General features: G+C 37.8%; 13 protein-coding genes, 4 pseudogenes and 1 riboswitch. Of the genes and pseudogenes, 6 read left to right on the forward strand and 11 right to left on the reverse strand.

The features are described 5' to 3' along the window. The first annotated feature begins 186 nt into the window (after positions 1-186). Entirely contained in the window at positions 187-549 is a 363-nt protein-coding gene (locus tag EDD59_RS17255) for a hypothetical protein (RefSeq protein WP_132384160.1), read from the forward strand. Positions 550-677: 128 nt separating this feature from the next. On the opposite strand, the pseudogene EDD59_RS17260 reads toward EDD59_RS17255, so the two are convergent. The 9 genes and pseudogenes from EDD59_RS17260 to EDD59_RS18240 form a co-directional block, all read right to left on the reverse strand. Continuing rightward, positions 678-935, reverse strand: a pseudogene (locus EDD59_RS17260) (rubredoxin); the annotation flags it as partial. 10 nt (positions 936-945) lie between these two features. Continuing rightward, positions 946-1440 (reverse strand): P-loop NTPase family protein, encoded by a 495-nt coding sequence (locus EDD59_RS17265; protein WP_132384162.1) that lies wholly within the window; start codon positions 1438-1440, stop codon positions 946-948. Between the two features lie 290 nt (positions 1441-1730). Further along, positions 1731-2867, reverse strand: coding sequence for an AAA family ATPase (locus tag EDD59_RS17270; protein ID WP_132384184.1), 1137 nt, complete (start codon positions 2865-2867; stop codon positions 1731-1733). Between the two features lie 4 nt (positions 2868-2871). Beyond that, positions 2872-3840: a coiled-coil domain-containing protein gene (locus EDD59_RS17275; RefSeq protein WP_132384164.1), complete on the reverse strand. Its 969-nt coding sequence runs from the start codon at positions 3838-3840 to the stop codon at positions 2872-2874. A 15-nt stretch (positions 3841-3855) separates the two neighbouring features. After that, positions 3856-4251, reverse strand: coding sequence for a hypothetical protein (locus EDD59_RS17280; protein ID WP_132384166.1), 396 nt, complete (start codon positions 4249-4251; stop codon positions 3856-3858). 11 nt (positions 4252-4262) lie between these two features. Further along, positions 4263-5957 carry a hypothetical protein gene (locus EDD59_RS17285; RefSeq protein ID WP_132384168.1) on the reverse strand — a complete coding sequence of 565 codons (1695 nt, stop codon included), beginning with the start codon at positions 5955-5957 and terminating at the stop codon, positions 4263-4265. Between the two features lie 82 nt (positions 5958-6039). Beyond that, on the reverse strand, positions 6040-6993 hold the full coding sequence (locus EDD59_RS17290; protein WP_132384170.1) for a helix-turn-helix transcriptional regulator: 954 nt from the start codon (positions 6991-6993) through the stop codon (positions 6040-6042). Positions 6994-7051: 58 nt separating this feature from the next. After that, on the reverse strand, positions 7052-7333 hold the full coding sequence (locus tag EDD59_RS17295; protein WP_330572223.1) for a helix-turn-helix domain-containing protein: 282 nt from the start codon (positions 7331-7333) through the stop codon (positions 7052-7054). After that, positions 7315-7390: riboswitch (cyclic di-GMP riboswitch) on the reverse strand. Its footprint overlaps the gene before it by 19 nt. A gap of 438 nt (positions 7391-7828) precedes the next feature. Beyond that, positions 7829-7987 (reverse strand): annotated as a pseudogene (locus EDD59_RS18240) (recombinase family protein); the annotation flags it as partial. A gap of 244 nt (positions 7988-8231) precedes the next feature. On the opposite strand from EDD59_RS18240, the gene EDD59_RS17940 reads away from it, so the two are divergent. The 5 genes and pseudogenes from EDD59_RS17940 to EDD59_RS18250 form a co-directional block, all read left to right on the forward strand. Further along, positions 8232-8396 carry a hypothetical protein gene (locus EDD59_RS17940; RefSeq protein ID WP_165920998.1) on the forward strand — a complete coding sequence of 55 codons (165 nt, stop codon included), beginning with the start codon at positions 8232-8234 and terminating at the stop codon, positions 8394-8396. Positions 8397-8499: 103 nt separating this feature from the next. Then, a complete protein-coding gene (locus EDD59_RS17305; protein ID WP_132384174.1) occupies positions 8500-8808 on the forward strand; it encodes a type II toxin-antitoxin system RelB/DinJ family antitoxin in 309 nt (102 codons plus the stop codon). After that, entirely contained in the window at positions 8805-9134 is a 330-nt protein-coding gene (locus EDD59_RS17310) for a type II toxin-antitoxin system RelE/ParE family toxin (protein ID WP_132384176.1), read from the forward strand. Before EDD59_RS17305 ends, EDD59_RS17310 begins: the two co-directional genes overlap by 4 nt. A 111-nt stretch (positions 9135-9245) precedes the next feature. Continuing rightward, positions 9246-9650 (forward strand): annotated as a pseudogene (locus tag EDD59_RS18245) (DUF2815 family protein); the annotation flags it as partial. Further along, a pseudogene (locus EDD59_RS18250) lies at positions 9648-10283 on the forward strand (terminase TerL endonuclease subunit); the annotation flags it as partial. The pseudogenes EDD59_RS18245 and EDD59_RS18250, both read left to right, overlap by 3 nt. 40 nt (positions 10284-10323) lie before the next feature. On the opposite strand, the gene EDD59_RS17320 reads toward EDD59_RS18250, so the two are convergent. Both EDD59_RS17320 and EDD59_RS17325 read right to left on the reverse strand, forming a co-directional pair. Continuing rightward, on the reverse strand, positions 10324-10653 hold the full coding sequence (locus EDD59_RS17320) for a type II toxin-antitoxin system RelE/ParE family toxin (RefSeq protein WP_132384180.1): 330 nt from the start codon (positions 10651-10653) through the stop codon (positions 10324-10326). Further along, a complete protein-coding gene (locus EDD59_RS17325; protein ID WP_132384182.1) occupies positions 10650-10955 on the reverse strand; it encodes a type II toxin-antitoxin system RelB/DinJ family antitoxin in 306 nt (101 codons plus the stop codon). The genes EDD59_RS17320 and EDD59_RS17325 overlap by 4 nt, the downstream gene beginning before the upstream one ends. Between the last annotated feature and the right edge of the window lie 211 nt (positions 10956-11166).

The following is an 11166-nucleotide window of genomic DNA, read 5'->3' on the forward strand; positions in this document are numbered from 1 at the left end:
TGTCTTATTTGCTATGAAATTTTTTCGAAAAAAGGTATAAAATTTTCAGATGCGGTAATACTATAGATAGAAATATAATTCGACAAAGGAATTTCAAGTTAAATCGACATCAAAACCAATACATATTTAATTCAAATCAGGCAGTTCTTGACTTGCCAGACACAGAAAAATTTACGCCCTCTTTTAATGGCTGTATTCCAACTGGTGATGCTTTCGATTTGCAAGATGCGTGTGAAAACTCAGGCGCTGCCGAAGCTCTTTTCTTTTCTGATATGGTTAATGCCAATCTTAAGCATACTATTGTATGCATTGATGCTTGTCACAAATCTGGATATGAATGCACCAATCGACAAAATCATCTGCCTCATACTCGGTATTATGTTTCTGATTATAGGAAATTACTCTACCAAGATGAGCTTTGAAGATGCACAAAAGTATATGCATCCGGCTCCTCGCAATGAGGCATCGTTCCGGAAAATGTCAAAATTACTGGCATACGGTTTTATTGGAATAGGAATTGTGCTGCTGGCCCTGGTTTTTATAGTTTGATTTAAGGCTGAATAATGTCTGCAATGGAATCTTAAAACGAATCAGATGCTCTGACATATTTGACGTAGAGCACCCGATTCGTTTCTATTTTGATTTACCGACAGGAAAGAGCTAAATATTAAATCAGACTATTTCCTGTATCCACATTTAGGACAGACACCATTTTCGTCTGACGCAATGCCGCACAGCGGACAACGCTCCATTTTCTTTTTGGATTTGTATTCTTCGGAAGCGCCATTTACTCCGCTGGTAAATGTAATTTTAACTATATTCAGTTTGTCTTTTAGTAAATCATAGACTATTTTAATCATACCTTCAACGGCCATTGTCTCTTTCGTGACAACCAGCCGGCATTCCGGATACGCTGTTGCAAGCTCCGTTTCATATTTTTCCCCATCATTGGTTTTTTATCGACTTCAAATACTTATCCGCTTCTTCTCTTGACTTGAAAATAGTAACATTCTTTCGCTTGTTTTTTTCTAATAAGTCATAAATTTGCGGCAATTGATCTTTTGGAAAATCCATAATCCATTGTTTGAACTCTTCATCAAATTGAGTTTCTACCCAAGGCATATCCTCACGTTTTTTTCCTATACGAGATTTTGCACCTGAAAGGCAGATGTCTAACGGATAATCTAATAAAAATACAGTATCACATTCCTTTAACCTGATTTCCAGTGTACGAAGATAATTTCCGTCAATTATCCACTTGTCCTTCCCCAATATTTTATTTAGCTCTATATCAAATTCATCTTGAGTAAAATTTGTCTTATCAATTTTATGCCACAGCATATCCAAATAATAAAGCGGAAGCTGCGTAGCGTTTCTAAGCTTACGGGCAAATTCGCTTTTTCCTGCACCGGGGCTGCCTATTACAATTACTTTTTGCATATAAAATCTCCCATCCAATCCCTTCACTCAATTTTCCTGTTATCTATTCCCTAATTCGCTATTTTCGATATATCTCCACAGAGTGATAGTTTTGCTATTTTCGCTTACTGTCTAAAATCACGAAATTCTATATCTCCCTTGAAATAAGGTTTTTTGCCACTCTATCTCTCAGTTTTAGACATCAACACAACCGTTTCAACGTGGGATGAGACGATAGAATGTACGTCATTAGCAAAATACCAATCTCGTCCGTTTGCGGAAACATATCAAACCTGTTTGCGGGAATATATCTATTCATTGCTAAAACAACGTTCTTTCCCATCATCAAGTAGAACGTCCACTACCTTTATTGTAGATAAATCATCCCTACTTGGGTTTGCAACATTAACCAATCTTCTCGCATGATTCATTAACAAATCATCATAGATATTTCTTACTAATCTTCCATTAGCAAAATTCTCATCTTTCATAGAAATTTGTTTTTCAAAATATGAATGTACTAATTTTTTTGCCTCTTCATCCATGCTATAATCGTTGTTCTGACACATAGAAAGAAGAATCGCATCCAACTCATCAGAGTCATAATCACCAAATTCTATAAACGTATTGAATCGAGATTTTAAGCCAGGGTTAGATTCAAAAAATTTACTCATCGGTTCCGTATATCCAGCCACAATGACAACCAAATCATCTCTGTAATCTTCCAATGCCTTCGTAAGTTCTGTTAAGCATTCTTTTCCGTATGAATCAGAATTTTCATTTTCAGTAATGCTATATGCCTCATCAATAAAAAGAACTCCACCCTTTGCTTTCTCAATAACGGATTTTACTTTTAAAGCGGTTTGACCTTGATATCCAGCAATTAAATCTGTTCTAGAAACCTCAACAAAATTACCCTTTGATAATAAGCCTATTTCCTTATAGATTCTTCCCACTATTCTTGCAACAGTTGTTTTACCTGTGCCTGGATTTCCTGTAAAAGCAAGGTGCAATGTGTTCTTTGATGAATGTAAGTTATTTTCTCTACGAAGCTTTTGCACCTTTTGATAAGCTATTAAATCGTTGACTTTTCCTTTGACAGTATCAAGACCTACAAGTGAATTTAATTCTTCTAACAATTCTTGTAAGGTGCGTTTGTCTTCTGTTTCTCGGCTTTTCTTTTCCTTACTACAGATATCCAAAAGTTTCCTGTACCCATAGAAATCAATTATGCAATTTCTAAGAGATGCTGCAACCTGCTTTGTTTCTTTAAAGTACTCGTCGGAATCAATTATTAGGTTAATTTGTTTCAACAAGGCAATTGCTGATTTTTCCTCATCATTTCCTTCCGTTATCCCATTTGCAAGTCGGGTTACTTCTCCTCCTGCAGATATTAATGCATCAAGTGTAGAGGCAGTAGTATTCAATACTTTTATGTATTTTTCCATCAAATTAAATCACTCCTGTCAAAGCAAGTATTAACTCAACAACAGCAAGTCCCAAAGCACCACCTGCAATGTAATAAGCATATTTAAGTTTTGTCTCCAATAATGCAACTTTATCTTGCATTTCTGCAGCTTTATCTGCAATCTCTTTATTTATCTCAGTTGTTTTTTCTTGCAAAGAAACAATATGATTATTAGCCTCTGCCAGATCAGTCTTCACATCATTTCCTTGTTCCCACATAGAATCAACATCGGCAATATGCTCAATAGAATCAACTTCACTTTTAAATGCTTGTAATTCTGCAATTGAACTTCTGTTAGCTTCTGCATATTCTTTTGTTTCATTTTGGTTCTGAGATAATTTATCAAGTTCGTCTTGATGTTTCTTACTTGCAGAGTTTAATCTTTCCAAATCACTCTGATGCTCTTGAATGTCATTACGAATAGTTTTGCAATCAGACCATATTTTATCAATATCGGTAAGATGCTTGTATCCATCTAATTTTTCTTTGAAAGCTTTTAATGTTGTAACAATCTTTTTCATGTTATCAACATTTTTATCAATCTCAACTTGATGAGAATCCAACTTATTCTGTTGAGTAGCAAGTTTATCATTATGCTGTTTAAGTGTTTCTTGTTGCTGTCTGACATCATTGCTTGTTTTTTCAATTGCCTTTACATTAGCAACAATGCTGGTAATGTAATCCTTGTCTAGGGCATCCAAAGCATTATAGACTTCTCTAAATTCTTTTATTGTTCTATTGTTTGTTGAATTAATATCAATAAAATGACCTTGAATAGACTCCAATCGATTATTTAACTCATATCCTGTGACCTTATGGTCTCCCAAACCTAAAAATCCGCCATCAGTTTTTACTCTATCAATTGCTAATTCTGCCTCAGTTTTTTCCGAAAACTCCTTAAGGCGATTTTTAGCCAAATCAAAACTGTGTCTTTTTATATCTAACTCATTCATTATCTAACAGGCCTCCTATTTTAAAAGTTCATCAAGTTCGTCAGACAACGAATCTAATTCATTAATAATCTCTACATCTTTGGTATCAACAACTGTCTCTACAGATTCCTCATCAAGTTCAACCGGCTCTACGTCTTTCATTATATTCGCAAATGCATCAGCCATAATTCCGGCAGCCTCAGTATGTCTTTCGCGGACAGATTGAGTACTTTTTTCTTTCGCAACATACATTTCTCGAACAGCATCCTGTTCTTCAACTGTAGTTTCATCCTTGATTTCTGGTTCAGAATCAGTTTTCTCTTCCATCGGTTTTGAGGATATATTTTCTTCTTTTTTTGCCTTACATAGCAAATTATAAACACCTACAGCCACTCCTGCGACTGCAGCACATACTAATAGTTTTTTCATCATCAACATCCCCCTTAATCTAGACTTTTAAGTAAATCATCTAAATCATCACTTACCCTATCAATTTCACTAGTTGTTTTGATATCTTCTTCATCTATTACGATTGCTCTTTCGCTATCTGAAAAATCAGAAACAAAGTTCTCCATGATATTGCCAAATGAATCCCTCATTATTTCACCGGCTTCTTGATGTCTACCAGAAATATTTGTCTGAGCATTTGCCTTGTCATTTTCAAGTTGAACTTCGTTTACAATTTTAATTTTATGTTGAGTACTGAGTACCTCATTGCCCTTGATGACTTGATTATCAGTGGCTAACTTTCTACTCTTATTTGCAATGGCTTTGTCCAAAAGATTCATAATAATTGCACCAACAACACCACACAATATTGCTGCAAAAAAGATGCCGAAAATGTTAGCTAATGTTCCGAATAATGGAATTTCAATTGCCATAAAGGGAACAGACATTAAAAGTTTTTCAAAAACTTCTCCTAAAACTAATGCTCCACCAGCCATTATTCCTGCTGAGATAATCTTTCCAACCTCCAAAACCTTTATGCTAAATGGCTTGTTTGCATTCTCTTTGTTGGTTAAGTATTGAATAGCCTCAATAAAGGATGAAATTCCCTGTTTGATAAAACTTGCAAGTTTCTTAAACATACTAACCACAGGTCCAAATATCTCTGTAACGATAGTTCCAACAACAGAGTTTGCACCAGCTTGTAGGAAATTTGAAATTTTAGAAAAGAAGTTTTTAACAGCCTTCTTCATCTCATTTAAAAAAGTTTTGAAAGATTTTGTTGTAGACTTAAAGAACCTTACAAGAGCGTTAATTATTTCTTTCAACATAGATGAAAGTGCTTGTATAGCCATTACTTTTAATGCATCTTTGCCAGCCTTTTTCGCAGTTTCTTTAGTAACGCCTTTATAAATATCCTTGTTTATTGCCTTACGTACTTCTTTATCGGCTTTTTTCATTAGTTCTGCATCAGCATCTAGTTTATCTTGTAACCTCTTATTATTCTTCTCCTTAGCCTTCTGTTTTTCCAAATCTGACATATTAGATTCATCTATTTTTTTATTTGCTTTTTCATTTTGTTCTATTAGTCTTTTCTTTCGTTCCTCTTGAGTACTAAGATAATCATCCATGCTTTTTGCATTTTTACTTTTATTCAACGATTCATTTGTAGGCTTTAGGTTTTCGTCTTTATTGGCTAAATCCTCAGTTTGAATATTAGCTTGTCTTCTTCTCTTGTTCTCATATAGTTCCTTTCGAGCAACGACATGGTCTAGATTTGCACTGTCATTCTGACCTAAATCCATACCTGTATATTCATCCTTTAAGTTCCCCGCCTTTTGTTTTTCCTTCATTGCTTTATTGGCATTTTTGTATTTTTGGTCTTGCATTACCGTTTTGCCAACTTCTTCGTATGTTTCTGGATGTTCTCTATCATATTTTTGAATTAAAGTCTCATTGGTAACTTCTAATCCAACTTGATTAGTAAACTGTCTCCAAACCTCGTCCATTACCACTTTACCTAACGCGTCTGGATTTCCAATTTTATCTTTTTCTTCTTTTAGAAACTCCAAATCTGATAATTCTTTTCCGAGTTCGTTTTGCAATTTTTCCTCTAATCCATTGAGGTCAAACGATTCAGTTAGTTCTTCCTCAAGAGTTTCCTCACTCAAAACAGCATTTTCTTTTGCCACGATTCATTCATCCTCGCTTTTACTTTATTGGAATACCATTATTTATCGTTTCTAACAGCCTTACCACAATAGATTCCTTTTACTATGGCATAATGGTAACCATTGTTCCTTGGCTTTTCAGCCACATATCAATACCTTTGCCAAACACCTCTGCCGACACGGTATAAATGCCATCTTCCTCTGCCAGTATCTGTGCTGTAGGCAAACGATCTAGCACCGCATCTATATCAGTACCGGAATACTGAAACTTAACCTTCTGCAGCTTACCACCATACATAAACTGTATTCGCTTACGGAATTCTCCTTCTTCAAATCTGCTGCTGTAGGGAATGTGGAACTTTTCATCCAACACACGCAGATTCTTAATACGATCGATGCGGTATATGGTGGGGAAGGAGTCATTAATTACATCAAAATCCTTCCGTACATTTTCATCATCAATAAAGGCTGTAAGGTAAAAGTAGTATTCTGAAAACATAATTGCCACTGGCTTCAGTTTTCTCTTTACAACCGCTTTATCTTTCATCCTGGTATAATCAACTTCAATATAGTTGCACCCACGGATTGCCTGTCCGATGTTCCACATTGTATCTAAAAATTTCGTTTTATGCTTTGGCTCTACATAATGGAATGCTTCATTGCTGATTAAATCATTCACCAATTGCTGATTGGCTTTAGGTACACAGCAAGATATCAGCTTATCCAGCATATCTGTCATTTCCTTTTTTGTGAAAGCACGGCTATCCAGCAAAATCTTGCATAACGCCAGAACCTCACTGTTGGAAAATTTCATCTTATAGATTTGCTCCAGGCGATAACACTTGCCAATGCGGTCATATATAACGGAATTGATACACCCGACTCTTTCACCATCGGCTTCAAGATAATTACGGATATCATCAATATCTCTCTGAATGCTACGCTCGTTCACTCCATAATTCACAGCCTCTTCAGCTTTGCTGACAAGATAGCCATTCATAAGTTTTGTGTAAATGCCAAGCACTCTTTCAATTTTATCGCTTTTGATATTTTCCATAGACACCTCCGTTCTATAAAACCATTATACCTTTTCAGTATGACAGAATGTGTCTATCTCATTTAATATCTGATTTCTTTCTCCAATTTTTATATTCGCCTGTAGTTATCCGGCCATCTTCCGGTCGTTCTGCATCCTGCGGAATTGCCCAGGCTCTGCCAAATTGGACTGCACCATCTATCTTTCCTTGTGCGCACAATGACCTTACCCATCGTTCAGATAGGTTCCATTTTTCCGCAGTTTCTTTGATTGTGTAATATTCGTTAATCATTTTCCACCGCCTAAACAAAAAAAGCCCTGCCATCTCTGACAATGCTATTAACGTGTAACTGGCTGCCATTTTACAGACCCTATAGTTTTGCGTCACTGACTTTCGACAGCTTTGCCTAAGATAATAACATTATATTCCTTTATCGGCTGAATGTCAATGCAAGTTGTACTTGAGTTTCCGCAGTTTGTAACAGTTCAGCCATGCGAATTTTCGACAGCGTAGGCAGGAGAAAGCTTGCTTTCGTATGCATATGCTGCCGAAAATTCATATGGCGCTCTGCCACAGCGAGATGAAGCGCAGCACATGTCCTTGGTTAGCAACCGTAGTGTGGTTGTTTAACAAGGACGGTACCCTTGGGGTGGAATCGAGCTGATGGCTGAACTGTTACCGCAGTTTTATCCACATAAACCTGAATTAAGCCATGTCTTTATACACAACTTTCAGAAAATGCCCCAAATATAAGGAATCTGATCCCTTTTTGATGTAAAATTAAGCTATCAACCAAAAATCTTACTAAACAAAAAAGAAGGAGATTCCCTATGACTAATTTTATATCAAATACCTAATACTGGAAAGTGCGTATTTACTGCTGTACACACGCTTCTTCCGATTGGCTCCGCTGTGGAGATTGGCTCGTCTGACCAGCTCTTCCTGCACCTGCATATAAAGGTCACGGGGAATGATGGCCTCGTGGCTGTTCTCCACATAATACTGCGGGACAAGAGTTTCAGCAGTTCTTTTTGCAGTTCTTCCAATCTGCCATCCACATCATCGGCAGGCTGTTCCGCTTCGGAAAGCACCGCATCGATGTTCTGCTGCAACTGCTCTAGCACTACGTAATGGAGATGATAATACTTGCTAAATGCCGGACCGAACTCGAATACTTCGTTGGTATGTTTCATCATGTAGGTCTTCCAACACCCAAACAGAGGTCGAGTCTAAAAAAAGCTCGCCCAACTGACCAGGAATGACAACGCCTTTGTTCCTGCTACGCTGCGTCCAGCTCGGCCTTTCCATTCGTGATTTAGATTTGCTTACGATTGGAATGGTCAATGATATGTTTGCAGAAAGTAGAAATGCTGACTACAAGTACGATACTCTTGCAACACAGGAGGATTTTGATAAGTTTTAATGAACAAAATATAAAATTTTCAATATGTATTGCTATTGTGCTGACAAATGCATATAATATAAGTGTAAGAAAATTTATGTGTTTTTTGAAAGGAGCGATTATTATGGCTGCAAAATCAGCAAATCTATATGCCAGAATTGAACCTGAGGTAAAGGAACAGGCAGAAGGTATTCTCTCAGCACTTGGCATTCCTGCATCTAATGCTATCAATATGTTCTATAAACAGATTATCCTTCAAAGAGGACTTCCTTTTGACGTGAAGATTCCATCTGCAAGACCGGTAGATATGAATAATTTATCAGAGGAACAGATGAATCTAGAACTGGAGAAAGGATATGCGGACATGAAGGCTGGCAGAACAAAGCCTGCCAGTAAAGCATTTACAAATATCCGCAAGGATTACAATTTATGATTTTTAAAATAGAAATTTCAGACCAGGCAGATAATGACCTTCGAAATATCTATGAATATATTGCATTCGAATTGCAATCCCCAGAAAATGCGAGTGGTCAGCTTGACAGATTTGAAAAATGCATTATGGGACTTGATCAGATGCCAGAACGATTTCGTGAATATGAAAAGGAGCCTTGGCATAGCCGAGGCTTACATATCATGCCAGTAGATAATTACTGTGTGCTGTATATTCCAGATATGGAGAAAGCATTGGTTACGATTATCCGTGTGATGTATGGCGGGCGAGATATTGATACGCAGTTAGAGCTGTATACAAAGCTGTAAATTTGAATTTGAGATATAGCAAAATGGATATTATTGCGGGCTTGCAAAATAAAAACAATAAGGAAGCGCACCAGTTATTGTTGCAACTTGAAATACAAGCAACCGAATCATCTGATCATCCCAAAAACTGATACCAAGACTGTCTCTAAGATTAATGCGGCCATCAAGGCTGCCTACAAGGAAGGCGAAGCCAAGCTCAAGGGCAACAGCAAAACTGTCCCAGCGCTGTCGCTTATCAAAACTCCGCTCCGTGACGGAGATGCAGAACGCCCAGATGACGAGGCCTACAAGAATACCTACTTCGTAAACGCCAACGCTACTTCTGCTCCCGGTATCGTGGATGCCGATCTCAATCCCATCCTGACTCGTTCGGAGGTATATTCCGGCTTATACGGTCGTGCCAGCATCACCTTCTATGCTTTCAACTCTTCCGGCAACAAGGGCATCGCCTGCGGGCTCAACAACCTGCAGAAGATCCGTGACGGTGAATCTCTTGGAGGTAAGGCAAGCGCTGAAGGACGTGTATGTTATGGAGGGTTAGATCTTTCCAGTACCACAGATATCACTGCCTTTGTGCTTGTATTCCCGCCGTTAGACGAAGAAGATAAATTTAGCATTCTTCCCTTCTTCTGGATCCCGGGTGAGAACGTGGATCTCCGTGTTCGTAGAGATCATGTTCCTTATGATGTCTGGAAGAAACAAGGATATTTAAATACAACAGAAGGAAATGTGGTCCACTATGGTTATATTGAGAAATTCATTGAAAAGCTGGAAGAGACTTTTAATATTCGGGAAATAGCCTTTTATTGCTGGGGTGCAGTACAGATGGTACAGAACCTTGAGGGAATGGGATTTACGGTCGTTCCCTTTGGACAAGGATTTAAAGACATGTCGCCTCCAACAAAAGAGCTGGTGAAATTGACTTTGGAGAAAAGAATTGCTCACAGTGGACAGCCGGTACTTCGCTGGATGATGGACAATATTTTTATTAAAAGTGATCTGGCAGGAAATATCAAACCAGATAAAGAAAAATCCACAGAAAAAATTGATGGGGTTGTGGCCACCATTATGGCTTTGGACCGTGCGATTCGCTGTGGTAATGATAACAATGAATCTGTCTATGATGACAAAGGTATTTTATTTTTATAAGAAATGAAGCCCCTGTTTTGCACAAAAGCTCCATTTCTGTTTATTCATTTAAGTTGATAATTCCTTTAATGTCTCGGCCACCATAAAAAAAACGGGCAACTGTAACGGTTCCTTCCTTGTCATCGGCCAGATAATACACAATAAAATTATCTACCGGTAACTGATGCATTTCCATTGAATGCCAAGGTTCCCACTCAACCAGCCCATAGCGTGCCGGCATAAAATCCAAGGAACGTACTTCTTTTCGAATGCGACCCACCTGCCCTGCAGCGGTCCCCGGAACAAGAAGTTCATTGGCGATATAGGAGTAGATTTCTCTCAAATCGTCAAGTGCATTCTGAGAGTAGCTTACTGTAAAGTTTTCTGTCATATGCCAAATTCCTTTGCTAACGCCGCATCGACTTCATCGGCGGAGTATACCTTTCCGGTTTTAATGGAATCAACACCTTTCTGAAGCTCAGCGTCGAGCTGTTCTCTGGTCATCGCACCAATAGCTAACGGCTTTGCAGAAGGAAGACGTAAGTCGAATGGAATCCCCTTAGTCAGTACAATCTGGCTATAAAGCATCTGGATTGCACTTGATGGAGAAATTCCAAGCTTTGACAGAATATCTTCCGCACTGTCCTTCAGATTTGTATCTATTCTCGCATATACAGCGGATGTGTTTGCCATAGTATCGCCTCCTTTTTTCTTATTATTATAATTGCAAACGCTTGTGATTGCAAGCAAATGTAATAACCATTTTATTACAAAACTATAAATTTTATGCGCCCAACGAGGCAGAAAGGTGTAAGTGGTATACTATAACCAGCAGATTTAGGCAAATAAAATCCAGCAACTATTATACAACATCAACGAATGATATACTGTCATTCGGAGGTGA

This window comes from Muricomes intestini (assembly GCF_004346165.1).
Lineage (GTDB): Bacteria > Bacillota > Clostridia > Lachnospirales > Lachnospiraceae > Muricomes > Muricomes intestini.

Bases quoted from the DNA above. Each gene is read 5' to 3' on its own strand.
- EDD59_RS17270 (WP_132384184.1), bottom strand. From the start codon at position 2,867: ATGGAAAAATACATAAAAGTATTGAATACTACTGCCTCTACACTTGAT.
- EDD59_RS17325 (WP_132384182.1), bottom strand. From the start codon at position 10,955: ATGGCAAACACATCCGCTGTATATGCGAGAATAGATACAAATCTGAAG.
- EDD59_RS17265 (WP_132384162.1), bottom strand. From the start codon at position 1,440: ATGCAAAAAGTAATTGTAATAGGCAGCCCCGGTGCAGGAAAAAGCGAA.
- EDD59_RS17320 (WP_132384180.1), bottom strand. From the start codon at position 10,653: ATGACAGAAAACTTTACAGTAAGCTACTCTCAGAATGCACTTGACGAT.
- EDD59_RS17940 (WP_165920998.1), top strand. From the start codon at position 8,232: ATGACAACGCCTTTGTTCCTGCTACGCTGCGTCCAGCTCGGCCTTTCC.
- EDD59_RS17290 (WP_132384170.1), bottom strand. From the start codon at position 6,993: ATGGAAAATATCAAAAGCGATAAAATTGAAAGAGTGCTTGGCATTTAC.
- EDD59_RS17295 (WP_330572223.1), bottom strand. From the start codon at position 7,333: ATGGCAGCCAGTTACACGTTAATAGCATTGTCAGAGATGGCAGGGCTT.
- EDD59_RS17280 (WP_132384166.1), bottom strand. From the start codon at position 4,251: ATGATGAAAAAACTATTAGTATGTGCTGCAGTCGCAGGAGTGGCTGTA.
- EDD59_RS17305 (WP_132384174.1), top strand. From the start codon at position 8,500: ATGGCTGCAAAATCAGCAAATCTATATGCCAGAATTGAACCTGAGGTA.
- EDD59_RS17255 (WP_132384160.1), top strand. From the start codon at position 187: ATGGCTGTATTCCAACTGGTGATGCTTTCGATTTGCAAGATGCGTGTG.
- EDD59_RS17275 (WP_132384164.1), bottom strand. From the start codon at position 3,840: ATGAATGAGTTAGATATAAAAAGACACAGTTTTGATTTGGCTAAAAAT.
- EDD59_RS17310 (WP_132384176.1), top strand. From the start codon at position 8,805: ATGATTTTTAAAATAGAAATTTCAGACCAGGCAGATAATGACCTTCGA.